This window comes from Pseudogulbenkiania subflava DSM 22618, assembly GCF_900177275.1.
In the GTDB taxonomy this organism is placed as follows: domain Bacteria; phylum Pseudomonadota; class Gammaproteobacteria; order Burkholderiales; family Chromobacteriaceae; genus Pseudogulbenkiania; species Pseudogulbenkiania subflava.
In genome coordinates this window covers 185,050-209,354 of the sequence record NZ_FXAG01000005.1, presented here as the reverse complement: position 1 = coordinate 209,354, position 24,305 = coordinate 185,050, and the positions used below count along the sequence as shown (strand labels likewise).

Annotated in this window: 26 protein-coding genes and 1 other RNA gene; 19 read left to right on the top strand and 8 right to left on the bottom strand. The window is 62.5% G+C overall.

Annotation, left to right across the window (positions count from 1 at the left end):
- Positions 1–205: 205 nt before the first annotated feature.
- The 5 genes from B9N72_RS06965 (at position 206) to B9N72_RS06945 (ending at position 7,499) form a co-directional block, all read left to right on the top strand.
- Entirely contained in the window at positions 206–4,756 is a 4,551-nt protein-coding gene (locus B9N72_RS06965) for an AAA domain-containing protein (RefSeq protein WP_085275700.1), read from the top strand.
- A 240-nt stretch (positions 4,757–4,996) separates the two neighbouring features.
- Entirely contained in the window at positions 4,997–5,605 is a 609-nt protein-coding gene (locus B9N72_RS06960) for an HD domain-containing protein (RefSeq protein WP_085275699.1), read from the top strand.
- Between the two features lie 99 nt (positions 5,606–5,704).
- A complete protein-coding gene (locus B9N72_RS06955; protein ID WP_085275698.1) occupies positions 5,705–6,019 on the top strand; it encodes a metal-sulfur cluster assembly factor in 315 nt (104 codons plus the stop codon).
- 2 nt (positions 6,020–6,021) lie between these two features.
- A complete protein-coding gene (locus B9N72_RS06950; RefSeq protein WP_234985905.1) occupies positions 6,022–7,107 on the top strand; it encodes a hypothetical protein in 1,086 nt (361 codons plus the stop codon).
- Positions 7,104–7,499, top strand: a complete 396-nt coding sequence (locus B9N72_RS06945) for a hemerythrin domain-containing protein (protein WP_085275696.1) — start codon at positions 7,104–7,106, stop codon at positions 7,497–7,499. The genes B9N72_RS06950 and B9N72_RS06945 overlap by 4 nt, the downstream gene beginning before the upstream one ends.
- Here the strand turns inward: B9N72_RS06945 and bamE are convergent.
- The gene (gene bamE, locus B9N72_RS06940; protein WP_085275695.1) at positions 7,496–7,783 is read right to left on the bottom strand and encodes an outer membrane protein assembly factor BamE domain-containing protein; all 288 of its coding nucleotides are present in this window, start codon (positions 7,781–7,783) and stop codon (positions 7,496–7,498) included. The two genes, B9N72_RS06945 and bamE, sit on opposite strands and share 4 nt — an antisense overlap.
- Before the next feature lie 289 nt (positions 7,784–8,072).
- On the opposite strand from bamE, the gene B9N72_RS06935 reads away from it, so the two are divergent.
- From B9N72_RS06935 to B9N72_RS06925, 3 genes are all read left to right on the top strand, one after another.
- A complete protein-coding gene (locus B9N72_RS06935; RefSeq protein WP_008952804.1) occupies positions 8,073–8,276 on the top strand; it encodes a cold-shock protein in 204 nt (67 codons plus the stop codon).
- Between the two features lie 109 nt (positions 8,277–8,385).
- Entirely contained in the window at positions 8,386–8,952 is a 567-nt protein-coding gene (locus tag B9N72_RS06930) for a DUF1415 domain-containing protein (RefSeq protein ID WP_085275694.1), read from the top strand.
- A gap of 96 nt (positions 8,953–9,048) precedes the next feature.
- Positions 9,049–9,813, top strand: a complete 765-nt coding sequence (locus B9N72_RS06925) for a hypothetical protein (RefSeq protein ID WP_085275693.1) — start codon at positions 9,049–9,051, stop codon at positions 9,811–9,813.
- Positions 9,814–9,888: 75 nt separating this feature from the next.
- Here B9N72_RS06925 and B9N72_RS06920 read toward each other — a convergent pair whose 3' ends face one another.
- Positions 9,889–10,158, bottom strand: coding sequence for a hypothetical protein (locus tag B9N72_RS06920; RefSeq protein WP_085275692.1), 270 nt, complete (start codon positions 10,156–10,158; stop codon positions 9,889–9,891).
- A gap of 215 nt (positions 10,159–10,373) precedes the next feature.
- On the opposite strand from B9N72_RS06920, the gene B9N72_RS06915 reads away from it, so the two are divergent.
- From B9N72_RS06915 to B9N72_RS06905, 3 genes are all read left to right on the top strand, one after another.
- Complete coding sequence (locus tag B9N72_RS06915; protein WP_085275691.1) at positions 10,374–11,237, top strand: dienelactone hydrolase family protein; 864 nt, start codon at positions 10,374–10,376, stop codon at positions 11,235–11,237.
- Between the two features lie 102 nt (positions 11,238–11,339).
- Positions 11,340–11,438: signal recognition particle sRNA small type (gene ffs, locus B9N72_RS06910), an RNA gene on the top strand.
- A gap of 244 nt (positions 11,439–11,682) precedes the next feature.
- Positions 11,683–12,012, top strand: coding sequence for a helix-turn-helix domain-containing protein (locus tag B9N72_RS06905; RefSeq protein WP_008952809.1), 330 nt, complete (start codon positions 11,683–11,685; stop codon positions 12,010–12,012).
- Positions 12,013–12,096: 84 nt separating this feature from the next.
- Here the strand turns inward: B9N72_RS06905 and B9N72_RS06900 are convergent, their stop codons facing one another.
- The gene (locus tag B9N72_RS06900; RefSeq protein ID WP_085275690.1) at positions 12,097–12,546 is read right to left on the bottom strand and encodes a universal stress protein; all 450 of its coding nucleotides are present in this window, start codon (positions 12,544–12,546) and stop codon (positions 12,097–12,099) included.
- 118 nt (positions 12,547–12,664) lie between these two features.
- On the opposite strand from B9N72_RS06900, the gene B9N72_RS06895 reads away from it, so the two are divergent.
- From B9N72_RS06895 to xerC, 3 genes are all read left to right on the top strand, one after another.
- Positions 12,665–13,111, top strand: coding sequence for a thioesterase family protein (locus B9N72_RS06895; RefSeq protein ID WP_085275689.1), 447 nt, complete (start codon positions 12,665–12,667; stop codon positions 13,109–13,111).
- Positions 13,108–13,530: a tellurite resistance TerB family protein gene (locus tag B9N72_RS06890; RefSeq protein WP_085275688.1), complete on the top strand. Its 423-nt coding sequence runs from the start codon at positions 13,108–13,110 to the stop codon at positions 13,528–13,530. The genes B9N72_RS06895 and B9N72_RS06890 overlap by 4 nt, the downstream gene beginning before the upstream one ends.
- Before the next feature lie 81 nt (positions 13,531–13,611).
- Complete coding sequence (xerC, locus tag B9N72_RS06885) at positions 13,612–14,583, top strand: tyrosine recombinase XerC (protein WP_085275687.1); 972 nt, start codon at positions 13,612–13,614, stop codon at positions 14,581–14,583.
- Between the two features lie 43 nt (positions 14,584–14,626).
- Here xerC and pncC read toward each other — a convergent pair whose 3' ends face one another.
- The 3 genes from pncC to orn all read right to left on the bottom strand — a co-directional run bounded on the left by pncC (position 14,627) and on the right by orn (position 17,515).
- Positions 14,627–15,127 (bottom strand): nicotinamide-nucleotide amidase, encoded by a 501-nt coding sequence (gene pncC / locus B9N72_RS06880; RefSeq protein WP_085275686.1) that lies wholly within the window; start codon positions 15,125–15,127, stop codon positions 14,627–14,629.
- Entirely contained in the window at positions 15,117–16,766 is a 1,650-nt protein-coding gene (gene pgi, locus B9N72_RS06875) for a glucose-6-phosphate isomerase (RefSeq protein WP_085275685.1), read from the bottom strand. Before pgi ends, pncC begins: the two co-directional genes overlap by 11 nt.
- Before the next feature lie 203 nt (positions 16,767–16,969).
- Positions 16,970–17,515 carry an oligoribonuclease gene (orn, locus tag B9N72_RS06870; protein WP_008952816.1) on the bottom strand — a complete coding sequence of 182 codons (546 nt, stop codon included), beginning with the start codon at positions 17,513–17,515 and terminating at the stop codon, positions 16,970–16,972.
- Positions 17,516–17,589: 74 nt separating this feature from the next.
- On the opposite strand from orn, the gene B9N72_RS06865 reads away from it, so the two are divergent.
- The 5 genes from B9N72_RS06865 to B9N72_RS06845 all read left to right on the top strand — a co-directional run bounded on the left by B9N72_RS06865 (position 17,590) and on the right by B9N72_RS06845 (position 21,501).
- On the top strand, positions 17,590–18,837 hold the full coding sequence (locus B9N72_RS06865) for a M48 family metallopeptidase (protein ID WP_085275684.1): 1,248 nt from the start codon (positions 17,590–17,592) through the stop codon (positions 18,835–18,837).
- The gene (locus tag B9N72_RS06860; RefSeq protein WP_085275683.1) at positions 18,834–19,163 is read left to right on the top strand and encodes a 4a-hydroxytetrahydrobiopterin dehydratase; all 330 of its coding nucleotides are present in this window, start codon (positions 18,834–18,836) and stop codon (positions 19,161–19,163) included. Before B9N72_RS06865 ends, B9N72_RS06860 begins: the two co-directional genes overlap by 4 nt.
- Entirely contained in the window at positions 19,160–20,032 is an 873-nt protein-coding gene (gene rsgA, locus B9N72_RS06855; RefSeq protein ID WP_085275682.1) for a ribosome small subunit-dependent GTPase A, read from the top strand. Before B9N72_RS06860 ends, rsgA begins: the two co-directional genes overlap by 4 nt.
- A gap of 113 nt (positions 20,033–20,145) precedes the next feature.
- Complete coding sequence (phbB, locus tag B9N72_RS06850; RefSeq protein WP_085275681.1) at positions 20,146–20,883, top strand: beta-ketoacyl-ACP reductase; 738 nt, start codon at positions 20,146–20,148, stop codon at positions 20,881–20,883.
- Between the two features lie 132 nt (positions 20,884–21,015).
- Complete coding sequence (locus B9N72_RS06845) at positions 21,016–21,501, top strand: GAF domain-containing protein (protein WP_085275680.1); 486 nt, start codon at positions 21,016–21,018, stop codon at positions 21,499–21,501.
- A gap of 124 nt (positions 21,502–21,625) precedes the next feature.
- Here B9N72_RS06845 and B9N72_RS06840 read toward each other — a convergent pair whose 3' ends face one another.
- Together B9N72_RS06840 and B9N72_RS06835 are read right to left on the bottom strand one after the other, a co-directional pair.
- The gene (locus B9N72_RS06840) at positions 21,626–22,678 is read right to left on the bottom strand and encodes a DNA-binding protein (RefSeq protein WP_085275679.1); all 1,053 of its coding nucleotides are present in this window, start codon (positions 22,676–22,678) and stop codon (positions 21,626–21,628) included.
- A 96-nt stretch (positions 22,679–22,774) separates the two neighbouring features.
- A complete protein-coding gene (locus B9N72_RS06835; protein WP_085275678.1) occupies positions 22,775–23,959 on the bottom strand; it encodes a tyrosine-type recombinase/integrase in 1,185 nt (394 codons plus the stop codon).
- Positions 23,960–24,305 lie beyond the last annotated feature (346 nt).

The window sequence follows — 24,305 nt, the reverse complement described above, 5'->3', positions numbered from 1 at the left end:
CATTTCCCGCCAAACCACCCGTAGCGCGGATTTTTTCCTCCCCGCCGCTGTCACTGCCTGTGGCCGCGCGCATGCCCTGATGCCCCTGCCTGTCAGGGGCCCATGACCCGCGTGTAAAAAAACGAGGGCTTCGCGCTACAATGCGGCATAGATTGTTTTTATACCAATAACCATATCCATTGCATAAATACGCCGCACCCACCCTATGACCGTCCTGCAACGCCTTGCCGCCCTGATCCAGTTTGTCCAGCACACCGCCCGCCTGCACGCTGCTCCGGTCACCGATCTTGCCAAACACGGCGACTTTCTCGCCCTGGAAGCCGAACTGCACGAACTGCCGGGCATCTCGCTCAACAGCGAGGATGACGAGAACGAGGAAGTCTGGCTTGTCGTCGAGCGCCTGCAGCCGCTACCCATGCCCCAGCCGGAAGCCCCCTTGCTGCAACGCTGGCTGGAGCCGTCGGCCGCTCCCTCGAAAGGAGCGATCAAGCCGCCGGCCCTGGCCCCGGCAATCCCCTTCGCGGCACTGGAAGCATTGGGCTACGTCCGCGGCGAACTGGTCGAGCCGGCCCGCAACGTGACGCTGTCCGACTTCACCGACCGCGCGCACGTCGAAGCCTTGCTCGAAGCCTACCGCAGCGGGCCGTGGCAGGCCTGGGCCGACGAAGAACAGCGCCGCCAGAAAACCATGGGGCTCTATAACCAGCTGTTCCGCCTGAAACAGACACTGGACGGCATGATCGCCGACAACCAGCTGGAGATCGTCTGGGGCAGCGGTGTCGCGGTCTGGCTCAAGGACGGGGTGCGCCTGTGCTACCCGCTGCTGACCCGGCCGGTGGAACTGGCGCTGAACGCCGGCACCATGGCGCTGGAACTGCGCCCGCGCGATCAGCCCGCCGCGCTCGAAGCGGATGCGCTGAACGCGCTGAACGTGGCCGGCCTGGCCGATTTCGAACGCCAGGCGCGCCAGTGGCTGGAAAATGCCACGCAAGAGTATTCGCCGTTCGACGCTGCCAGCTACCGGCCCCTGCTGCAAGCCGCCGCCGCCCATCTCGACCCCGACGCCCGACTGCAGCCGCGCGAGCCGGGCACGCCCCCCGCGCCACTCCCCAGCCCGGGCAGCCAGCTGCAGTTGGTCGACAGCTGGGCGGTATTCGCCCGGCCACGCACCGCCAACCTGCTGGTGCAGGACCTGCAACGCTTCAGCGATACGCTGCCGCCCCAGCCGGAGACGCTTCCCCCGGCGTTGTCCCAGCTCCTGAGCGAACCCTCGAACCAGCATCTCGATCGCCCGCTGCCGGCCTTTCGCGGGCTGTCTGCGGTGAGCGGCAGCATCGGCAACGGCACGGTGCGTGACCTGTTCTTCCCCAAGCCGTTCAACGACGAGCAGGTTCGCATCGTGCAGATGCTGGAGCAGCACGATGGCGTGGTAGTGCAAGGTCCGCCGGGCACCGGCAAGACCCATACCATCGCCAACATCATCTGCCACTACCTGGCCCAGGGCCAGCGCGTGCTGGTGACCTCGATGAAGGAGCCGGCGCTCAAGGTGCTGGAGGAAAAACTGCCCGACGCCATCCGTCCGTTGGCGATCAGCCTGCTGGCCGGCGAGCGTGACGAAGCCAAGCGCTTCGAGTATTCGGTCAACAAGATCGCCAGCGAAATCCAGTCGCTCGACCGCACCGCGCTGACGCGCTCGATTGCCACCCTGGAAGACACCGTCGATCGCCTGCACGGCAATTTGCAGCGCGTCGATCATGAGATCGACCAATGCGCCGCGCGCAACCTGCAGCCGCTGACGCTGGACGACAAGCAGATCGACCCGCTGCGCGCCGCCGAGCAGATCGGCACCCTGGGCGAGCGGCTGGCGGCGCTGCCAGACGAGCTCACCGCCGAGGCACGCCACCGCCCTCAGTTCGACGACGACGCCGTCATCCGGCTACGCGCGGCACGCCGAGAGCTTGGCACGGCACTCGCCTACCTGCCTCACGCCCTGCCTGATCCGGCCGAACTCCCCACCATGGAAGCGCTGCACAAGGCGCATCAGGACTTGCTGCAGGCGGCACACCTGCGGCATGCGATCGCCAACGGCGACGTGCCGGCACTGGCAGAAGGTGCACTAAACCAAGCAGCGGGGTTGGCCGAAGCCTTGCGCGAACTGTCCGCCCGGCAGGTCGAGATTGCCAACGCCGCGGCACCGTGGGCGCGCCCCTGTCTCGACCTGCTGCGCCTGCCGGCCTGCACGGCGATGTTGCGTCTGCTGGAAGAATGGGACAGCGCCGCCGAAGCGGAGCTGACGCGCCGCCCGCAGCTGCTGCAGCGCCCAGTGACGCTGCCGGACGGGCTGGAGCAGGACGCCGGGCTGGTCGAGGCCGTCGGCCAGCTCGCCGCCGGCCGCAGCGCCTTCGGCCTGGCCGGCTGGTTCGGCAAGGGAGAAGCCAAGAAGACGCTGGCACGGGTCGAAGTATTGGGCCAGCCGGCGCAGTCGAGCGCCGACTGGTCTCAGGTAGCGGCCCACCTGCAGCATCGCCAGTCGCTGCGCCGCCTGCTGCTGCGCTGGAACGCCATCGCCGCCGAATTCGGCGCCGAAGCACTGGCCAGCACCGACCCGCTGCTGGTGGAGCGGGCGCGCGAGCGCTGCCGCCTGATCCGGCGCATGGCCGAAGCGGTCCAACTGGAAGCCGAGGTGCTGCCACGCCTGCGCCACAGCCTGCCCGGCACCGCCTGGCCAGAGACCCTGCTGGAGCAGCCGTCGCGCCTGCTCGAGGCCCAGCGCATCCTGCTGCACCACCTCAGCTGCCAACGCCTCGAAGGCGCCGCCACGCTGCGCGAGCAGTTGCTGGCAGTGGGCCGACGCAGCCGCGGGGAGTGGGCGGAACAACTGGTGACCCTGGCCGATCAGCTCGGCACGCCCGAACTCGATGCCGACACGCTGGGCGAGACATGGCAAGCCCTCGGCCAGCAATTGGCCGCGCTGCACGCCTTTCGCCCGGCGTTCGACGCCGTCCGCACCGAGGTGCGCCGCATCGCCCAATCCGGCGCCCCGCTCTGGGCACGCCAGCTCTGCCAGCAGCCCGCCGGCGCCGAGTCCGACCCGCTGCTGCCGCAGGACTGGGCGGCGCTGTGGCAGGCCAAGCGTCTGCGCCAGGCGCTGCAGCAACTGGACACCCGCGCCCGCCTCAAGACGTTGGCCGAAGAACGCCGCGCGCTGGAAAAACAGCTGGCGCACAGCTACCAGGAATTGGTCGCCCAACGCACCTGGCTCAAGCTCGCCGACAATGCCACGCCCGAGGTGCGCAGCGCGCTGGGCCTCTATTCCGCCGCCATCCGCCTGATCGGCAAGGGCACCGGCAAGCGTGCGGTACGCTACCGCCGCGACGCTCGCGCCGCCGCCGCCAAGGCCACCCCGGCGATTCCGTGCTGGATCATGCCGCACTACCGCATCGCCGAATCGCTGCCGGCCGAACTGGGCTGCTTCGACCTGGTGATCATCGACGAGGCCTCGCAATCCGACCTCAGCGCCTTGCCGGCGCTGCTGCGCGCCAGGAAGGTGCTGGTGGTGGGCGACGACAAACAGGTGTCGCCGGAAGGCGTCGGACTGGAAGAAGACAAGGTGCTGACGCTGATGCAGCGCTTCCTGTCCGACCAGGTGGCGCTGTACCGCCCGCTGATGACCCCGGAGCGCTCGATCTACGACCTGTTCAAGGTGGCCTTCGCCGCCAGTGCGGTGATGCTGAAAGAGCACTTCCGCTCGGTCGGCCCGATCATCGAGTACGCCAAGCGCGAGTTCTACCACCACGAACTCAAGCCGCTGCGCCTGCCCACCGCGAGCGAGCGGCTCGACCCGCCGCTGATCGACGTGCTGGTGGAAGACGGCCACTGCGGCAACGACAACTGCAACCGCGCCGAAGCCGCCTTCATCGTCGAGGAAATCCGTCGCCTCGCCGCCGACCCGGCCACCGCCGGGCGCTCCATCGGCGTGGTGTCACTACTGGGCGACAAGCAGGCGATCAAGGTCTGGGAGCTGATCCGCGAAGAGCTGGGCGAGGCGCTGATGGCACGCCACGACATCGCCTGCGGCGACGCCCGCACCTTCCAGGGTAAAGAGCGCGACATCATGTTTCTCAGCATGGTGGTGTCCGGCAAGCCGCACGCGGTAACGCGCGACAGCTTCGCACAGCGCTTCAACGTCGCCGCCTCGCGCGCCCGCGACCGCATGTACCTGGTGCGCAGCGTCGAGATCAGCCAGCTGAGCCCCGCCGACGAACTGCGCCGCAAGCTGATCGAGCACTTCCACACCCCCTATCTGCTCGACCAGCAGCAGGTAACCGACCTGCGGGCGCTGTGCGAATCGCCGTTCGAAACCGAGGTCTACGACGAGCTAACCGGGCGCGGCTACAAGGTCACGCCGCAGGTCAAGGTCGGCGGCTTCCGCCTCGACCTGGTGGTGGAGGGCGACAACGACGCCCGCCTCGCCGTCGAGTGCGACGGCGACCGCTACCACGGCGCCGCGCAATGGCCCGACGACATGCGCCGCCAGCGCATCCTGGAGCGCGCCGGCTGGCAGTTCTGGCGCTGCTTCGCCTCGACCTTCGTGCTCGACCGCGAGGCGGTGCTGCAAGATCTGCTCGCCACGTTGGCCGCGCGAGGCATCGAACCACAGACCCAGGCACGCCGGACAGCCAGTCCGCACGTCGAGCGGCGCACCTTCCGCGCCAGCCCCAAGCCTAGCCAAGCGGAAGACGCTGTCCTAGCCTGACGACAAGATTGGCCGAAGCCCCGCCAGACGGGGTTTCGGCCGCTGCACCAGGGCTATCGGGGAGACCGGCGCCGCGCCGCCACGCGCCGACGAGAAGCCAGGCCACCCCCAAAGCATGTCGTCGCATTGAAATCGCCTGTCATGCTCGTGGCCAGGGACAACGCCCCAGCAAGGCAACGGTTCAGGCTACCCCGGAAGCCCTGTATCATCACACCATCCCGACACACCCAAGTACCCGCCATGACCCCGGACTACACCCAGCTGGAACGCCAGATCGCCTTTATCCTGGAAATCGACAAGCTCAAGGGCGTACTGCGCAAGAACAAGCCGATCACCCTGGAGCGCCACGAAAACTCCGCAGAACACAGCTGGCAGGTCGCGCTCCTGGCCATGGCGCTGCAGCCGCACGCCGACGAGCCGCTCGACATCGACAAGGTCATCCGGCTCCTGCTGGTGCACGACATCGGCGAAGTCGACACCGGCGACACCATCGTTTACGCCGAAGACGGTGAGGCCGAACGCAAGGCCGCCGAACTGACAGCCGTGAAGCGCATCTTTGGCCTGCTGCCGCCGGAACAGGCCGTCGAGATGCTGGCACTGTGGCAGGAATTCGAGGCCAACCAGACCGCCGAAGCGCGTTTCGCCAATGCCATGGACCGGCTGATGCCGATGCTGCTCAACCTCAACCGCGAGGGGCAAAGCTGGCGCGAAAACGGCATCCGCAAGGAACAGGTGATGGCCAAGGCCGTGAACAAGGTGCAGGCCGGTTGCCGGCTGGCTGGCGACTGGGTGGCAGGCCAGGTTGACGCCGCCGCAGAGAAAGGCTATTTCGACCCGACACGGAACTGACCCACCTTGGCAGGGCGGAAAAACTTGAGCGCGCTCATGGAAGACTCGCCCTACCAGGGACTACGCTCCATAGCATGAACCACCCCACTGGAGAGCATCATGTCCCTGCCTGACGACACCGCCGTGCTGAACGCGCTGAGCGAGGTGATCGACCCCGAGATGGGGGTCAACATCGTCGACCTCGGGCTGATCTACGGCATCGAACGCACTGAGCGCGGCCTGACGGTGCGCATGACCATGACCTCGCCGGCCTGCCCGATGGGCGCCATCATCGAAGAAGACGTCCTGGCCGAACTGCACCACCTCATACCGGGCGCCGAGCTTTCCGTGGAACTCGTGTGGGAGCCCGCCTGGACGCCAGAGCGGATGAGTGACAAGGCGCGCTACATCCTCGGCTGGGAGGGCACCGCGTGAGCATGGCAGCCAGCCCGCGCCCGGTCTGGCTATTGTTGCTGGTGCCGGTACTGCTGGCCGCCGCCCTGCTGGGAGGGCTGGCGCGCGTTGGCATGATGCTTCCCGCCCTGCCGGCGGAAGCCCCCCTGTTTCACGGCCCCTTGATGGTCTCCGGGGTATTCGGCGCCCTGATTTCACTGGAACGAGCCGTCGCCCTGCGCCGACGCTGGGCCCTGCTCGCGCCGCTGTGCGCCTTCTGCTCCGGCGGCCTCTTGCTGCTGGGCGGGCCGTGGTGGCTCGCCGCAGCCGGCTTTGCCCTCGCCAGCGCCGGATTGCTGGCGGCCTCGTTCGTCATCTGGCGTATCCAGCCGGCCGACTTCACCCGCCTCTTGGCCGTCGCCGCCCTGCTCTGGCTGGTGGGCAACCTGGCCTGGCTGGCCGGATGGCCGGTGTGGAACGTCGTCGGCTGGTGGCAGGGCTTCCTGCTGCTGACCATCGTCGCCGAACGGCTGGAACTGTCGCGCCTGCTGCGCCGCCCTCCCCACGCCGCCCCGTTGCTGAACGGACTACTGATCCTGTGGCTGCTGGGCATGCTGGCCAGCGCACTGACGCCACGCCCCCCCGGCCTGCCGCTGGTCGGGCTGAGCCTGGTCGGCATGGCCGCCTGGCTGGCCCGCTACGATCTCGCGCGACGTACCGTGCGCCAGCAGGGCCTGCCGCGCTACATCGCCGCCAGCCTGCTGGCGGGCTACGTCTGGCTCGCCATCAGCGGACTGCTCCTGCTGGGCGGCCAGGCACTGCAACCCGGCCCCGGCTACGACGCCGTGCTGCACGCCCTGTTCGTCGGCTTCGTGTTTTCCATGGTGTTCGGTCATGCCCCAGTCATCCTGCCGGCGCTGACCGGCTGGCGCGTGCCCTACCGCCCCCTGCTGTACCTGCCGTTGGCGTTGCTGCACGGCTCGCTGCTGCTGCGTCTCGCCGGCGACCTGCTGGGCCGCTTCGAGTGGCGCCAGGCCGGTAGCCTGCTCAACGGCATCACCCTGCTGCTATTCCTTGTCCTGATGATCGCACTGGTCCGTCTCGGCAAAACCGCAAAGAGGCCTGCATGAAACGCCACCCCGCGCTGGTCCCGCTCTCGCACGAGCATCATCACAACCTCTCCTTCGCCCAGCGCCTGCGCCGGGCCTGTTCCGACGCCGATGACGCCGGCTGCGAGGCACTGATAGAGAACTTCCGCCAGCATTACGCCACACCGCTGGAGCAGCATTTCCAGCTCGAAGAAACCTGGCTGCAACCCCACCTGGACGAAGCGACGAGCGCACGCCTGCTGGCCGAGCACCAAGAGCTGCGCGCCCTGGCCGCAGCGCCTTCGGCCAACCCTTCCCGGCTGGCCGAAGCGCTGATCTCACACGTGCGCTTCGAAGAGCGCGAGCTATTTCCGTGGCTGGAGCAGCATCTGCCTCCCGAACTGCTGGCACAGCTGCAAGAAAAACTGGGCTAGTACGCCGACGTCGCGGCCGCCGTGTCGATCTGTTTGCTGACAACCTTGTCGTTGACGAAGCGCACCGTTATCACGGTCTTGCCGTGGCGCCAGGTCGCCGTCCCGCCGGAGAAACCCAACAGGCTGGCACTGCTGACATCGGCGGGCTCCCCCAGTATCTCGACCACCTGCTGCCGGGTCATATCCTCCTGAATCTTCTCGAAATTGGCCGGCGTCACCTTGCTGCAGGCAACCAGGAACAAAGCAAGAAGCGTGATGGCAAGCGGCTTCCACAGGGCTTTCATAGATCATCCTCAAGGGCTGGACGGAAGGGCCACAGCATAGCAAAAGGCAGCCGCGCCGCCAGCTCGGCGCGGGCCCGGCCCGATGACCGTGCCCGGCAACTATTTGCCGATAGCTCACAGAAATCGCTTGCCTTGTGCGGCAACTCGGTGCACTATCCTCCACGCAAGATTTTCAAGTCGTAGATGTGTAGTTGTCGTCGTGGCCTAAGTCCGTACCTCAGTTCGCCATTTCCCTTGATTTTCATGCACTTAAATTCATATCATTATTTTTATATAGATGGGAAATACCATGGCAACTGGTACCGTTAAGTGGTTCAATGACTCCAAAGGCTTCGGCTTCATCACCCCGGACGAAGGCGGCGACGATATCTTCGCTCACTTCTCCCAGATCAAAGCCAACGGCTTCAAGACCCTGGCCGAAAACCAGCGCGTAAGCTTCGACGTGACCATGGGTCCGAAGGGCAAGCAAGCCTCGAACATTCAGCCGCTGTAATTCTTACCGCGACTAAGCGTTCCAGAAAAAACCCGGACTGGTTCCGGGTTTTTTCATGCCCGTCTACAATGAAATCCCACAAACGACACCACCCTCACCGGACCGCGACATGACTACTCCTAGCGACAACGACATCATCACCGCCACCCGCCAATGGGTGGAAAAAGCCGTCATCGGCCTTAACCTGTGCCCATTTGCCAAGTCCGTCTACGTCAAGAACCAGGTGCGCTTCGTAGTGAGCCACGCCCCCCACATCGACGCCCTGCTGGAAGAGCTCGAACGTGAATTGCAACTACTGGACGAAACCGCCCCGGAAGAGATCGACACCACCCTGCTGATCCACCCCGACACGCTCACCGACTTCCTGGATTACAACGACTTTCTCGACCTCGCCGACAACGTCGTCGAAGAGCTGGGCTACGCCGGCACCCTGCAGGTGGCCAGCTTCCATCCGGACTACCAGTTCGAAGATACCGACAAGGACGACATCGAGAACTTCACCAACCGCTCCCCCTACCCCACGCTGCACCTGTTGCGGGAGAGCAGCATCGATCGTGCCGTCGAGGCTTTCCCCGAGGCCGACGCCATTTACGAAAAAAACATCGCGACAATGAAGGAACTCGGGCACGAAGGCTGGGCTGCCCTGGGCCTCCACACCCCCACCAAGCAACACTAAACACCGGGGCAGGGAAATGATGCCGCCGCGCTCGCTTGCCGCGGTGCGCGGCGGCATGCTACATACGGCAACACCGTTATCGCCTCAAGACGCCCCATGCCCCACCTACCGCAGACTGCCTCCCGCCTGCTCCCGCTGTGCCTCTGCGGACTGCTGCTCGCCTGTTCCTCACCGCCCGGCAAGAAGCCGGTTAGCGGCGATGGCTTCAGCGTGGAGCAGCTAGGGCAAAGCGACGGCAACCGCGTCGCCAATCTCACCATGCGCGACAACCTCGACAGTCTGAGCCTGCTGCTCGACAAACTGTACAAGCGCAACCCATCCAGTTGGCGCGCGGGCGGCGCGGGCAGTCGCGACGAAGCTCATCGGCAAATCATGGAGGCCATTCGCCTCAACCAGCCCCTCCCAGCCCTGGGCAAGGTGCGCGCGGTCGCCGCCCTCACCACGGCATTCGACCCTCACTTCAAGGGCGATCGCGCCGGCACCCTGATCTACGGCCTGGGGAGCATGCTGCTCGACTGTTACGACGGCAAGACCGAACACTACCTGCTGGACGGTCTCGACGCCGGCAAGCTCGCCAACGCCTCCTACAATGTCGAAGTGGCGGCCTGGCTGCTATCCAACCGCAAAGGTGACGACGGCAAAGCCATGCTGCGAGCCAACGAACTTAGCGATAGCGAACAGAACCTCAGCTTCGAACGTGAATTCGGCAAGATCGTCGGCCGACTCAACTTGCTCGCGGCCTTCTCCGACGAGAAGTATCGCCGCGCCGCCATCAACTACAGCCAAGCCTTGCTCGGCGCCCCCTTGCTGCAGTTCCTGCCGCTCGATGCAGCGGCCGCCACGGCGGCCACACGCCCCTGACTGCCGTTATCACGGCCACACCAAAAGCAAAACGGCACGTTACGTGCCGTTTTGCTTGCCATCGTCCGCTCCGATTCAGGCGGACAAGCCCTTCTTCAACAGCTCCACGGCCAGATCGCTCATGGCAAGCTGGCGCTCTTGAGCCAGCGCCTGCAACTCCTTGACCAGATCTCCCGGCAGCTTCACCGCGAAAGGCACCAGGCCCTGAGCCTGATCGAGCTTGCGACGTTCCTTCTTATCCAGCGCTCCGCCCGCCTGCTGGCCGTAGCGGGCAGGCACGCCGGCCTGAGCCATCTTGCCGTTGATCTTCAGCCCCTTGTTCTTTTCCAGATCCGTTCTTTTCATGTGCACTATGCCTTGTCATCATCTTTCAGTAATGCGCGCCATTCTACACCCCGCCCCAACACTCGGCCCCACCTTTATCAGCCAGCATCGAACGGCACCACATCACCATGCGGCCCGGCTTTCCCTGATCAGCAGACCGCCGGAGCAAGACCCGACACCCGGCTGGTTTGCAAAGCTGGATTGATCTAGCATGGATTACCTGTTGGAGAGCCACCATGACCACATCGTCAAGCCGCCCCTCCCATCCCGATGACGAGCGCCGACACTTCTTGCAACTGGCCCTGGGCACCGGTTTCGCATTGGCAGTGAGCCCGGCCTCGGCCACCGTCATCACCACTGACAGCCAGAATTTGAGCACAGGTCCGGTTGGCGTCCCGGTCAAGGGTGAAATCCTACCCGCCTACGTGGCCCGCCCCGCCAACGCAAAAGGGGCGCTGCCCGTCATCCTGGTGGTACAGGAGATTTTCGGCGTTCACGAGCACATTCAAGACCTCTGCCGGCGACTGGCCAAAGCCGGTTACCTTGCCATCGCGCCCGAACTCTATTTCCGCCAGGGTAATCCACGGGACTACCCCTCGACCGAAGAGCTCCTGGCCAAACTGGTCAGCAAGGTCCCCGACCAGCAGGTGCTGCAGGATCTGGATGCCACATTGGCCTGGACGCGCAACCATGGCGGGGATAGCACGCACATGGCCATCACCGGCTTCTGCTGGGGCGGCCGTATCGTCTGGCTGTACGCCGCACATACCACCGCCATCAAGGCGGCGGCGGCCTGGTACGGAAAACTGACGGCCGGCAGCAGCGCCATGACCCCCAAGCACCCGCTGGACCTGGCGGATCAATTGAAGGTACCTGTTCTGGGACTCTATGGCGGACTCGACAGCGGCATCCCCCTCGATACCGTCAAGGCAATGCAGGACAAGCTAGCCAAAGCCGGCAGCCCATCCCATCTGATCATCTACCCCGACGCCGGCCACGGCTTCAACGCCGATTACCGACCAAGCTACAATGCCGCCGCCGCACGCGACGGCTGGGCCAAAATGCTGGCATGGTTTGCCGACCACGGCGTCAAACCATGAGACCCCTCCGTGCAATTGGATGGAGAAGTAAAAATACCCTGACAGCCCGCAATAATTGCTTGGCAAACCCATGTTAAAGGGATACAATTTTCAACTCTCAATGGCGGGCCTCCCCGCATTGCACAATAGCGAACCTGGTCAGGTCCGGAAGGAAGCAGCCACAGTTATTCAGTGCAAGTGCCGGGGGTCGGGCTCGCCACCCCTCCCTTTCTTTGTTGTGCATAGCCCAGCCCATCAGCGCCGGACGATTCTCTGCACCCGTCGATCCAGCAACCTGTCCTGCGGCTTGAAACATAAGAAATACGGAATATTCCATGAGCGATGACGGGAACTATTTTTTTTTGTACGCTCTAATATTCCTAATGGATTTTTTCTGCTATTTTTTATATAGCAGCACCCAATAAAAACACTTATCAAGACCGGTTACCAATTTACGAGGCTTACCATGAAACTGTTTGAGAAGATCACCAACCCCCGCGAAATCCGGCGAAAGCTCGGCCTGAACCAGCAGGAATTCTGGAGCCGTATCGGCGTCACCCAATCCGGCGGTTCCCGCTATGAAAGCGGTCGCAACATGCCCAAACCGGTGCGCGAACTGCTTCGCCTGGTTCATGTTGAGCAAGTCGATCTGGCCCGGGTACGCCGTGAGGATTTCGAAATCGTCGAATACCTCAAAGAGACCCACCCGGACCTCTACAAGAGCCTACGCAAGGCAGTGCGTGCCAAACTGGACGCCACGGAAGGCTCCTCGTCGTCGGAATCGGTTGCCAGCTGATCATCGGCAGCACCATCCCATGACATCTCCCCGGTGAACCCCACCGGGGAGATGGCGCTGCGCGACACCGACCTCAACTCCAGGTCAGTCGCCGACGTTACGCACCAACAAGACCGGGACTTCGACCTGTTTTAGCACACCCTCTGCCACACTTCCCATCAGCAGATGCATCAGACCGCTCCAGCCGTGCGTCCCCATGACCACCAAGTCCGCCTGCCAGTTCTGCAAGTCTTCAATCAATACCGACGCAATCTTGTCGCCCCAGCTCTCGAGAATCTTGCCCTCGACCTGAACACCCATGGTCTGGGCCTTGGCTTCAGCTTGGGACAGCACCTTCTCACCGGCTTGCTTGATCGAAGCCTGTAGTTCGGAAGCATCGAGAAACTCCGTCCCCCCCCATCCAAACTGCGCCAAGTCGACAACATGCGCGAGGCACACCTTGGCCCCCACTTCTTTTGCGAGCTTGCAAGCCTCAGCCAAGGCCAGGTTGGAAGTTTCGCTATCATCCACCGGTACGTAAATTCGCTGATACATGACATGCTCCTTATCTAATAACCCCTGACTACCACACCGTACCAAATCCGCCACGTTTCATTGTTGATGCAGGTTAAGGACGTGAGTAGACTCCTCCGTATTTGAAGCAGAATCGATCATGGCTCGTATCCAGATTCCCCTGCCGGAAACATTCGTTTTCGAAATAACCCTCGATATCAGGATAGGTGATATCAACTACGGGGGACATCTCGCCAACGACGCCATGCTGCGGCTGGCCCACGAAGCGCGCCTACGGTTCTTCAAGGCCTACGGTTATACCGAGCTCGACGTAGAGGGCCATGGCATCATCATGACGGATGCCGCTATCGTCTACAAGGCAGAGGTCTTCCATGGCGAAAGCCTGATCTTCCGCCTGGGGCTGGCCGACCCCAACAAGTACGGTTTCGATCTGGTTTATCAGGCAAGCCATGACAAGACCGGGCAAGAAGTGGCAAGATTGAAGACCGGAATCGTCTTCTTCGATTACGGCAAGCGGAAAATCGCGCCAATGCCCGACGTGTTTATGACGCGCTTTCCGCGAGAACAACAAGGAGGAATGGCATGATGAGACCCTACCCCCCCAACAGTGCCGAAGCCATTGCCCGCTTGCTGGCCATGTTCCTGGTCACCGACGGCGAGATGGATCACCACGAAATCGAGGCACTAGAGGAGTTGAACGTCTACGAGGTGTTAGACCTCGGCCGCAAGCAATTCATGGACGTGCTGATCAGCTACTGCGACGACATTTCGGACGAAGCCGATGAGCAGGATGGTACGATCCATCTCATCGACAAGCAGCGCATCGACAACCTACTGACGGATGTCACCGACCGGAGCCGGCGCATTCTCGCCTGCGCCCTGGCCATCGACGTCACCAAGTCCGACGGACAGATCAGCGACCCGGAAATGGCCCTGCTGCGCTATATGATGGACTCGTGGGAAATCACGCTCGAAGATATCGAGAACGAATTCGTCAAGCAGTAAGATTCATCGAACCCCACCCCGGCCGCCTTCATGTCATCGGGCGGCTTTTTGCTTTCTCCCGCCCACAGAAAACGTTGCATCATGAACACTGGCCCGCAGGACGCGCCCGACCCCCCCCCCGACCAGGGAGAACCCCCGCCCACGAGCTGGGAGCGGCGGATCGCCGGCTACGACCAGGCGCTGCAGCTTGCCGGCAAGAGCCCGCACACGCGCAGCGCCTACCGCCGCGACCTGCAGGCGTTGGCCGCACTGCAAGGCGGACAGGATCCCGCCGCCCTCACCGCACAGCAGATCCGCCTCGCCGTGGCACGGCTCCACGCCAAGGGGCACATTGGCCGTAGCCTGGCACGCATGCTGTCCGCCTGGCGCGGATTCTTCGATTGGCTGATCGAACAGGAAAAGCTCCCAGCCAATCCCTGCCATGGAATCCGCCCACCCAAAAGCCCGAAGACGCTCCCCAAGGCCCTGCCCGTCGATGCCACCAGCGCACTGCTCGACGCTCCGATCGACTCCGAGGATGACTTAAGCCTCCGCGATCAGGCCATGTTCGAGCTGCTCTACTCGTGCGGCTTGCGCCTGTCGGAGCTGACCGGACTCAACCTTGCCGACCTCGATCTGAGCGAGGGCCTGCTCACCGCCCACGGCAAGGGCAACAAGACACGCATTCTGCCGATCGGCCGCCAAGCCCGGCAGGCGCTGGAACACTGGCTGGCAATTCGCCCCTCCCTGCCGGGCGAGGGCGCGGTATTCACCGGCAAGAGCGGGCGGCGGCTGTCCGGGCGGCAGGTGGAGAAACGGCTGGAACAGTGGGCGCTGCACCACGGCAGCGACCGCCATGTCCATCCGCACATGCTGCGCCATTCTTTTGCCAGCCATCTACTGCAGTCTTCAGGCGATCTACGCGCGGTCCAGGAACTGCTGGGCCACGCCAACCTGTCCACCACGCAGATCTACACCAGCCTCGATTTCCAGCACCTGGCCAAGGTCTACGATGCCACCCACCCGCGCGCCAAGCTGGGTGAGAGCAACTCCCAGGCTGACGACGAGACATGAAAAACGCCGGACGAACCGGCGTTGCGACCGCTAACTGTAGTCGTCAGGCGGACAGCGGCTGACGGTCGATCAGCTGTATCAGACGGGTCAGAGCCGTTTCCACCGTCTGCCGACGAACCTCAAGCCGATCGCCGGAAAAATGGCAGGCGAAGGCCTCGGCTGCACCTTGACAGCCAGCCAGGGCGAACCATACCGTCCCCACCGGCTTCGCCGCCGAGCCACCTGCCGGGCCGGCGATACCCGACACGGCCACCGCCCAGTCGGCCCCGGAGCGCTGCAGCGCCCCGGCCGCCATTTCCCGCACGGTCCGCTCACTGACCGCGCCGTCTTCGGCCAACGTTTCGGCGCGCACGCCGAGCATCTGCTGTTTGGCCTCGTTGCTGTAGGTGACGAAGCCATAGCCGAACCAGGCCGAGCTGCCGGCAATATCGGTCACGGCCCCGGCAATCCGTCCGGCCGTGCAAGACTCGGCCAGCGTCAGACGCTCCCCCCGATCCAACAGCAACTCGCCCAATTGGCGGGCCAACGCCATTTCAGTACTCATGACGACTCCGGAAATGGGCGATCAGCCCGTTGGTGGAACTGTCGTGCGCCAGCGCGCCTTCGGACGAGAGCTCCGGCAGGATGCGCTGCGCCAGTTGCTTGCCGTACTCGACGCCCCATTGATCGAACGAGTTGATTCCCCAGATCACACCCTGCACGAACACCTTGTGCTCGTACAAGGCCATCAACATGCCGAGTGCGTGCGGCGTCAGCTTATCGAGAGCGAGCGTGTTGGAGGGCTGATTGCCGGGAAACAGTTTCTGCGGCAGCAGCATGTCGAGCCGGTCACCCGGCAGATCGGACAATTCCGCCATCACTTCAGCTTCGGCCTTGCCACGCATCAGCGCCTCTGTCTGCGCCAGGCAGTTGGCCACCAGCACGGCATGCTGGTGGTCGACCCGGTAGTGGCTGTTCATCGGGATGATGAAATCGCACGGCACCAGGCGGGTGCCCTGATGCAGCAACTGGAAGAAAGCATGCTGGCTGTTCACGCCCTCCTCGCCCCAGATCACCGGCCCGGTCTTGAAGTCGAGCCGCTCGCCGAAGCGCCCGACACGCTTGCCATTGGACTCCATATCCAATTGCTGGATATGGGCAGGAAGGCGGCGCAGACCATGGTCGTACGGCATGATGGCGTGGGTGTGGGCACCGTAGAAGGTGTTGTACCAGACGCCGATCAGCGCCAGGATCACCGGCATGTTGCGCTCGAACGGAGCGCTGAAGAAATGTCGGTCCATGGCATGACCGCCAGCCAAAAACTCACTGAAGCACTTGAATCCGACCGCCAGCATCACCGGTAGGCCGATGGCGGACCACACCGAGTAGCGCCCCCCCACCCAATCCCAGAACCCGAACATGTTTTCTGGATCGATGCCGAACGCCTTGACGGCGTCGGCGTTGGTCGATACCGCCACGAAATGACGCGCAATATCCGCTTCCGTCGCCGCCTGCAGGAACCACTGCCGCGCCGCCTGGGCGTTAAGCAAGGTTTCCGGCGTGGTGAACGACTTCGATGCCACGATGAACAGGGTGGTACGTGGGTCGAGCTTCTCCAGGGTGCGGGCGATATGCTGACCGTCCACGTTGGAGACGAAATGCACCGTCAGGCCGGGATGTGCGTATGGCCCCAAGGCCTCGTCCACCACCAGCGGGCCGAGGTCGGACCCTCCAATTCCCAGGTTGACCACGTCCTTCACCGGCAAGCCGGTATAGCCGCGCCATTCGCCGGAGCGCACCCGTTCGCAGAACGCGCGCAGACGTTGCAATACAGCATGCACCTGCGGCACCAGGTCGACGCCGTCCACCTCCAGCACCGCGTCGGCAGGAAGACGCAGCGCGGTATGCAGCACGGCGCGGTCCTCGCTCACATTGATGCGCTCACCGCGGCGCATCGACTCCATCCAGCCCCGCAGGTTCACCGTTTCGGCCAGCTCGAACAGCAGTTCGAAGGTACGTTCGGTCATGCGGTTCTTGGAGTAATCCAGCAACAGGCCGTCGACTTCCAGTGAAAAGCGGCCGAATCGCTGCGGATCCAGCTGAAAGAGTTCGCGCATGTGCATGTGGCGCGTGGCGCGCTGGTGCTGATGCAGCTTGGCCCAGACCGGTGAGCCGTTGATGTCGTGACGACGGTAGTCCAGCATCGAAAAATCCAGTTGATGACGGGAAGGCGGCCCGCAGGGAAAGGCGGCCCGGAAAACCAGCCGGCGAAAGAAATCATCCTCCAGGGATTCCCTGCGGCCATCGCCGCACCCTCAGGCCGGGCCGGGCCGGGGCAGCACAGCCGTACCGAGGCACGGTGGGCAGCACCAGGCCGGCTGAGGGCAGCCGATTTATTCACAAGCCATCAGAGTTTGATGAAGTGCTCGCGGTAGTACTTCAATTCCTCGATCGATTCGAGGATGTCGGCCAAGGCCTGGTGACGGCCTTTCTTCACCACGCCGCGCGCCACCTCGGGCTTCCAGCGCTTGCACAGCTCCTTCAGCGTCGACACGTCGAGGTTACGGTAATGGAAGAAGGCTTCGAGCCGCGGCATGCCGCGCGCCATGAAACGGCGATCCTGGCAAATCGAGTTGCCGCACATCGGCGAGGTCTTGGCCGGCACGTACTCCTGCAGGAACGCCAGCATCTGCTCCTCGGCATCGGTTTCGCTCAGGGTCGAAGCCTTGACCCGTTCGATCAGTCCCGAGCGGGCGTGGGTGGACTTGTTCCACTCGTCCATGCCATCCAGCACGCTGTCGGGCTGGTGAATCGCCAGCACCGGCGACTCGGCCAGCACGTTGAGCTGGCCATCGGTCACCACCACGGCAATTTCGATGATGCGGTCGCTATCGGGATTCAGGCCCGTCATTTCCATGTCGAGCCAGATGAGGTTGTTTTGATCTTGTGCCATACTGATCCATCTTTCTAAACGATCGTATTTTCCGCCATTGCCGCACATCCGGCAAACGTCGCGCATTCTTTCCCATGACAAACGCCTTTACCTACGCCTTCCTGCTCGCCCTGGGGGGTTCCTTGCTGCTCCGGCTGTGGCTGGCCCGTCGCCACACCCGCCACATCCTGCGCCACCGCCAGCAGTTGCCGGCGGGCTTTGCCGACAGCATTCCGCTGGAAGCCCACCAGCGCGCCGCCGATTACACCGTCGCCAAGACCCGGCTCGGCATGCTCAATGCGGTCGCCGATACCCTGCTGATCCTGGCTCTGACGCTGGGAGGAGGCCTGCAGGGGCTATGGCAGCTTTCGGCCAACCTTGCCGGATCGGACCTGCTGCGCGGACTGATCCTGATTGGCGCGGTCAGTCTGGTTTCCGGCGCGGTCTCCTTGCCCTTCAGCCTCGCCCGCACCTTCGGCGTCGAGGCCCGCTTCGGCTTCAACTCGACAACGCCCAAACTGTTCTTCCTCGACCTGATCAAGAGCACCACACTGGGCATCATGATCGGTGCGCCATTACTGCTGCTGGTCTTGTGGCTGATGTCGATCATGGGCAGCCTGTGGTGGCTGTGGGTGTGGCTGCTGTGGAGCGGATTCAGCGTGCTCTTGGTGGCCGTCTACCCGACCCTGATCGCCCCCCTCTTCAACAAATTCCAACCGCTGCAGGATGCCACGCTGAGCCAGCGCATCGACGCCCTGCTCCAGCGTTGCGGCTTCAAGAGCCAAGGCATCTTCGTCATGGACGGTTCCACCCGCTCCAGCCACGGCAACGCCTACTTCACCGGCTTTGGTGCGAGCAAACGCATCGTGTTCTTTGACACCCTGCTCAAACGCCTCGAACATGACGAGATCGAAGCCGTTCTGGCCCACGAACTGGGCCACTTCCACAAGCGCCACGTCATCAAGCGCATCGGCCTCACCTTCGCGCTTTCCCTGGGCTTCCTGTTCATCCTGGGTCGGCTGATCGATGCGTCCTGGTTCTATCAGGGACTGGGGCTGACCAGCCAGAGCAACGCCTTGGCGCTGGTGCTGTTCTTCATGGTGATCCCCGCCTTCACCTTCCCGCTGACACCGCTCTCCAGCCTGCTGTCACGGCGCCACGAATACGAGGCCGACGATTTTGCCGCCGCGCAAGTCTCCGCCGAGGCGCTGGCGTCGGCCTTGGTCAAGCTGTATCGGGACAATGCCTCGACGCTTACCCCCGACCCCCTGCATTCGGCCTTTTATGATTCTCACCCGCCGGCGACGCTACGCATCGCCCATCTAAAAGGAGAGCACGCATGAACCTCATGGAAATGCATTGCCAAGCCCAACATGGCAAGAGCCCGCTGGACGCCACCAGCCAGCAACAACATCTCTCCGCCCTGCCCGGCTGGGAAATCCAGGGCATCGAGCTGGTCAAAACCTTCCGCTTCGGCAATTACTACGAAACCATGGCTTTCGTGAATGCTTTGGCCTGGATTGCCCATCAGGAAGACCATCATCCCGACCTGTCAGTCCACTACAACCGCGCTGTGGTGCATTTCAGCACCCACGACGCCAACGGCCTCACCCTCAACGACTTCATCTGCGCGGCAAAAACGGAAGCCCTGCTGAATAGGCCTGCATGAAACAAACCGGACAGATCATCCGCAGCTACGGCCGCCGCTTCATCGTCGAAACCGACGGCCGCTCCTACGATTGCACCACACGCGGCAAACGCGTCAACTACGCCTGCGGTGACTTCGTCGACATCCTGATCCAGAACGATGAACAGGCTGTCATCGAAAACGCCCACGAAAGGCGCAGCCTGCTCTATCGCCAGGACGACTGGAAAACCAAGATGATTGCGGCCAACGTCACCCGCATTCTGTTCGTGACGGCCGCCGTCCCCACCCCAAGCGAAGAGTTCCTCAACCGGGGCCTGATCGCCGCCGAAGCCGCCGATATCGAGCCCATCATCCTGGTCAACAAGTCCGACCTGCCGGAAACCGCAGCCTGGCTGAAGAAACTGGAGATGTATCAGGCGCTGGGCTATCACGTCCTCAGCCTGTCGGCGAAACAGAGCGTGGAAGAACTACGCCCCCTGCTGACCGGCCACACTTCGGTTTTTGTTGGACAGTCGGGCATGGGCAAGTCCACCCTGACCAACGCCTTGCTGCCGGACGCCCGCGCACGAATCGGTGACATTTCCACAGCTCTCGACTCCGGCCGGCACACCACGACGCATGCCGCGCTCTACCATCTCGACTCGAACAGCCACTTGATCGATTCGCCGGGACTGCAGGAATTCGGCCTGAAACACCTTCAAGCCACTGATCTCGTACATTATTTTCCCGAGATGCGCCCCTTCATCGGGCAGTGCCGCTTCCATAATTGTGCCCACCTAGCCGAACCGGACTGCGCCATCAAGGAAGCCGCCAAGAGCGGGAAAATAAGCCAGTATCGCATGGAATTGTTACAAAGACTGACAAGCGAGCTGAACAAGATAACAGCATAAGTTATGCAATCTCGCTGATGATTTACAAAGCCAGACAATGCCCCTATTCTGTCGTGCAAAGAACCTCAAAACAGCGCACTTAACAGCGCTTTTCACAGACAGGAGACGAGATAATGGCAAAGAGAATCGCTTTGGTTTCGGGCGGCATGGGCGGTATCGGGACTTCGATTTGCAAGGCTCTCGCCGCTGCCGGGCACACCGTGGTCACCACCTACAGCAAACCGGGCAAGGAACAAGCCTGGCTGGCCGACATGAAGGAAGCCGGCTATCAGGCTTACGCCTATCAGTGTGACGTTACCGACACTGCAGCCTGCCAGGCCATGGTCGAGAAAATCACTCAGGACCTCGGTCCGGTCGACATTCTGGTCAACAACGCCGGCATCACCCGTGACGCCACCTTCAAGCGCCTGACCAAGGATGACTGGAGCGCGGTCATCAGCACCAACCTGGATTCGGTCTTCAACATGACCAAGCCGGTGCTCGACGGCATGGTCGACCGCGGCTGGGGCCGCGTCATCAACATCTCGTCGATCAACGGCCAGAAGGGTCAGTTCGGCCAGACCAACTACTCGGCCGCCAAGGCCGGCATGCATGGCTTCACCATGGCCCTGGCCCAGGAAGTGGCCAAGAAGGGCGTAACCGTCAACACCATTTCCCCGGGCTACATCGCCACGGATATGGTCATGGCAGTACCGGAAGACGTTCGCAACAAGATCATCGCCCAGATCCCGGTAGGCCGTCTCGGCAAGCCGGAAGAAATCGCCGGCCTGGTCACCTATCTGTCCTCCGACGTGTCCGGCTTCATGACCGGCGCCAACCTCGCCATCAACGGCGGCCAGCACACGATGTAATCACCATCGCCAGCTGATTGCCATCAGCCCGGCCGGACAGCTTGTCGCCAAGAGCGAGACAAGCAGCTCGGTCGGGCTTTTTCATGGCAAGATGTCGGCCCCTGCATGACACGATTCAAAGCGAAAATTCAGATGGCCGAACAACTGATTATCGAAGGCAACAGCAAGACTGAAAAATACCAGGCGCTGCTGCCGCAAACGCAAGCCCTGCTGGCACATGAAACCGACCAGACCGCCGCGCTGGCCAACTTGTGCGCCGCCCTCAAGATGACTTTCGACTGGCTGTGGGTCGGTTTTTACGTCGTCAAGAAGAATGAACTGGTCCTGGCACCGTTCCAAGGGCCGATCGCCTGCACGCGCATCCCGCACGGCAAGGGCGTCTGCGGCACGGCATGGAAGGAAAATCGCACGCTGGTCGTGCCGGACGTCGACGCCTTCCCCGGCCATATCGCCTGCTCGTCCAGCTCCCGTTCGGAGATCGTCGTCCCGGTACACGGACCGGACGGCCAGGTTGCCGCCGTGCTGGATGTCGACTCCGAGCACCTGAACGAGTTCGATGAGATCGACGCCCGCTTCCTTGATGACATCGTGGCACCGCTCAGCCGACTCTTCACGTAACCCAGCCTTTAGAGTCACTAACAAGACCCAGTGCAACGGTCTTGGCTAGGCGCGCGGCCGCAGACAGTACAAGTAGTACGGCAAGGCCGCGCAACAACGCCAAGAGGGTTTTGTTAGCGACGCGTCAACGCGGCACCCGCACCTCCAGCCATTGCCGCAAGGCGGAGGCATCCATCTTCGCGATTTCGGCGGCACCCTCGCCGAGATCGCACACCAGTTGTTCCAGATACCCTTGCAGGATGGAGCGACGTTCGGCCTCCGAGCGGCTCACCACAGAAGACATCTCCAGTAGCTGCTCGTTAAGCCGATGGCGGGTTTGCGTTTCATTATCAAGCATGCGTTGGAGCTGTTCGCGCTGTTCTTCGAGCGTCTCGAGCCTGGCCGACAAGCGTCCGCATTCTCGTTCGCGCTCGGTCAGCCGCTCCTGCCACTGCGCATTGGTTCGACTCATTTCCTTGCGCGTGCCGAGCAGATCTCCCTCCAGCCTTCCGACTTCCTGTTTCATCTGCTGTCGCTCTTCCTCGACCTGCTCATACAGACGCACACGCAAGCCCTCAAGGCGCTCATACGCCAAAGCCTCACGCCGGGCGCTTTCTTCTTTCTCTTGCCGCACCTGACTCTCGGTCTTTTCCTTGAACTCGGCAAATCGTCCATCGGCCTCTTGCTGGATTTTGCCAACCTGGGCCACCGCCTTCTCCAGCGCCAGCTCGCGATCCCGCAACCCCTGCTCCAGTGCTTCCCGCCGCGCCTCCTCGGACTTCAGCTGTCCCGCCATGGCCGTCAGCTTGGCAGATTCCATATCCAGTTCGTGCCGCGTGGCGACCAAGGCAAGCTCGGCATTTTCTAGCGACTGCCGCAATTCGTCGTTTGCGCCTTTTTCGGCAGCCAGTTCCGTCTGCCATTCCTGTTTGATCGACTCCAACCGGTGGTCGGACTCATCACACGCACGCTGCCAGATTTGCTCAAACGCTTCGGCCAAACCCGGCGGCCAATCGGGCCGGCGCGAGGAAACCGCCATGCGGGACAAGAACTCCTGTCGCCAGGTCTTCAGCGTGTTGTTGATCGTGGTGTTCGAGCCAGTGCCCAAGCGTGCACGGACTTCGATGACCGTCGGCCAAACGCCCTCTCCAACCAATTCAAACGCTACCTGACGAATGCGGGAATAAATATCCGTCACCCTCTGCCCCCTTCTGCGCGGTTATCGATATCACCGCCATGTCAAAAAATCAGCGCGTGATTATAAAGTCATTTCATTTTCAATGAGGCGCCACAGTCACCCCTCACCCTCTCTTTGCAGCAGATCACGATCGAATGCTTCCGCCTGTTCTTTCAGGCTCGAGTGGATGTAGTAACGCTGCGTCGTGGCATGCGACTTGTGCCGCAAGCGCTCTGCGGTCAGATGGATCGGCACCCCGGCCCTGGCAGCATGAGATGCCAGGGAGTGGCGAATCCAGTGGGTCGAAGCCCCCTTCAAGGCATCACCCCATTGTTCCTCCACAGCTCGCGCCGCCGGTTCGGCCATCCGGAAGAACCACTTCAATGAGCTGTAGATCTGCAAGCCCTGGACGGCCCTTTCCCCGTCCAGCGCCGCAACCAGCGGCACCCCGCCCTCGCCACGGCCCGGATAATCGGTCAAACCCCGGAACCGGCGGTAGCGCACCAAAGCCTCCAACGCCTGATGATCGAGCGGCACATCGACCACGCGCCCGCCTTTGCCTATCACCCGCCACAGCCATAAACCGTGACTGCGGTGAACATGCCCCATGCGCGCACCAGCCAGCTCGCTTCGCCGCGCCGCCGTTCTATACAGCCACAACAGGATGAACCGTAATCGCTCGACCCGTGCCAAGCGGATCGGCGTCGAGACGGGAAGCGTACCCAGAAATTCAGCCAGCCACCCCCAAAGAGCCGGCTCGATCCACCGATTGATGGCCACCTGCCCCTCGCTGTCGAATCCCGCCGGCGCGATGGTTTCCCTGCCGCGCTGGTTTTTACCGAGCAAGCGAAAAGGATTGGCAGCCAGATAGGCCGCGTTGACCAGATAATCGAACAAGGCCTGGAGAATGATTTTTGCCTGTCGGCGGCTGGACTCTTTCAACGGGCCGTTGATCAACCGCCAGTGTGACGGCCAATCGCGGTGACGCTCTGGCGCCGCAAGCCAGTCGAAATAGCCGTGCAAATCGTCCACTCGCAAGCTGGAAATGCTTTTTTGCCGGAAGCTGATCGACCACAACAACAAACGATACGCCTCTTTCCGGTAAGCGCGATGCGTATTGGGATTATCGATCGTCGCCAGCCAGCATTCGATCGCCTCCAGATCATTGCCGGCCGCAATCTGACATGACTCGCCATGTAAAGGCGATCGATTCTCCCCCTGAGCAACGGACACCCCTTCCCGGCGCACCAAAAGCGCGACTTCATCACCTGCCGGTAACCCCTTTAGGCTCGACCCCACCATTTCACCCCCTCTTTTTGACCCCCGCCATTATAGTGCAACGATTATGTAAATAATCATTGTACATTTTCATATTATCGTATTTTTTACACGTTATACGTAATATACATCAAACTTCAAGATAGAACGCCAAACACCTCAGTACACAGGTACAACCAGGCACATCAATACGGGGATTTGTCGCACCGAGAATGAGAACAGCCCGATCGAATCGCCGGGGAAGAAATGACGCGCGGACACAGGCGAGCGCGCACGGAATCGGAAGCGGAATTTAGCGAGAAGAGATGGCGCAGGACGCGCCAGAAACAGCAGGGGCTTGTACGGCAGAGCCAGCTTCCCGCCAGCGTCT

Excerpts from the sequence above, each read along its gene's own strand:
- B9N72_RS06955 (WP_085275698.1), top strand. The coding sequence starts at position 5,705 with ATGTCCCTGCCTGACGACACCGCCGTGCTGAACGCGCTGAGCGAGGTG.
- orn (WP_008952816.1), bottom strand. The coding sequence starts at position 17,515 with ATGGCACAAGATCAAAACAACCTCATCTGGCTCGACATGGAAATGACG.
- B9N72_RS06905 (WP_008952809.1), top strand. The coding sequence starts at position 11,683 with ATGAAACTGTTTGAGAAGATCACCAACCCCCGCGAAATCCGGCGAAAG.
- pgi (WP_085275685.1), bottom strand. The coding sequence starts at position 16,766 with ATGCTGGACTACCGTCGTCACGACATCAACGGCTCACCGGTCTGGGCC.
- B9N72_RS06935 (WP_008952804.1), top strand. The coding sequence starts at position 8,073 with ATGGCAACTGGTACCGTTAAGTGGTTCAATGACTCCAAAGGCTTCGGC.
- B9N72_RS06915 (WP_085275691.1), top strand. The coding sequence starts at position 10,374 with ATGACCACATCGTCAAGCCGCCCCTCCCATCCCGATGACGAGCGCCGA.
- B9N72_RS06835 (WP_085275678.1), bottom strand. The coding sequence starts at position 23,959 with ATGGTGGGGTCGAGCCTAAAGGGGTTACCGGCAGGTGATGAAGTCGCG.
- B9N72_RS06925 (WP_085275693.1), top strand. The coding sequence starts at position 9,049 with ATGCCCCACCTACCGCAGACTGCCTCCCGCCTGCTCCCGCTGTGCCTC.
- pncC (WP_085275686.1), bottom strand. The coding sequence starts at position 15,127 with ATGAGTACTGAAATGGCGTTGGCCCGCCAATTGGGCGAGTTGCTGTTG.
- rsgA (WP_085275682.1), top strand. The coding sequence starts at position 19,160 with ATGAAACAAACCGGACAGATCATCCGCAGCTACGGCCGCCGCTTCATC.
- B9N72_RS06920 (WP_085275692.1), bottom strand. The coding sequence starts at position 10,158 with ATGAAAAGAACGGATCTGGAAAAGAACAAGGGGCTGAAGATCAACGGC.
- phbB (WP_085275681.1), top strand. The coding sequence starts at position 20,146 with ATGGCAAAGAGAATCGCTTTGGTTTCGGGCGGCATGGGCGGTATCGGG.
- B9N72_RS06965 (WP_085275700.1), top strand. The coding sequence starts at position 206 with ATGACCGTCCTGCAACGCCTTGCCGCCCTGATCCAGTTTGTCCAGCAC.
- B9N72_RS06845 (WP_085275680.1), top strand. The coding sequence starts at position 21,016 with ATGGCCGAACAACTGATTATCGAAGGCAACAGCAAGACTGAAAAATAC.
- B9N72_RS06860 (WP_085275683.1), top strand. The coding sequence starts at position 18,834 with ATGAACCTCATGGAAATGCATTGCCAAGCCCAACATGGCAAGAGCCCG.
- B9N72_RS06945 (WP_085275696.1), top strand. The coding sequence starts at position 7,104 with ATGAAACGCCACCCCGCGCTGGTCCCGCTCTCGCACGAGCATCATCAC.
- B9N72_RS06960 (WP_085275699.1), top strand. The coding sequence starts at position 4,997 with ATGACCCCGGACTACACCCAGCTGGAACGCCAGATCGCCTTTATCCTG.
- bamE (WP_085275695.1), bottom strand. The coding sequence starts at position 7,783 with ATGAAAGCCCTGTGGAAGCCGCTTGCCATCACGCTTCTTGCTTTGTTC.
- B9N72_RS06950 (WP_234985905.1), top strand. The coding sequence starts at position 6,022 with ATGGCAGCCAGCCCGCGCCCGGTCTGGCTATTGTTGCTGGTGCCGGTA.
- B9N72_RS06895 (WP_085275689.1), top strand. The coding sequence starts at position 12,665 with ATGGCTCGTATCCAGATTCCCCTGCCGGAAACATTCGTTTTCGAAATA.
- B9N72_RS06900 (WP_085275690.1), bottom strand. The coding sequence starts at position 12,546 with ATGTATCAGCGAATTTACGTACCGGTGGATGATAGCGAAACTTCCAAC.
- B9N72_RS06890 (WP_085275688.1), top strand. The coding sequence starts at position 13,108 with ATGATGAGACCCTACCCCCCCAACAGTGCCGAAGCCATTGCCCGCTTG.
- xerC (WP_085275687.1), top strand. The coding sequence starts at position 13,612 with ATGAACACTGGCCCGCAGGACGCGCCCGACCCCCCCCCCGACCAGGGA.
- B9N72_RS06865 (WP_085275684.1), top strand. The coding sequence starts at position 17,590 with ATGACAAACGCCTTTACCTACGCCTTCCTGCTCGCCCTGGGGGGTTCC.
- B9N72_RS06930 (WP_085275694.1), top strand. The coding sequence starts at position 8,386 with ATGACTACTCCTAGCGACAACGACATCATCACCGCCACCCGCCAATGG.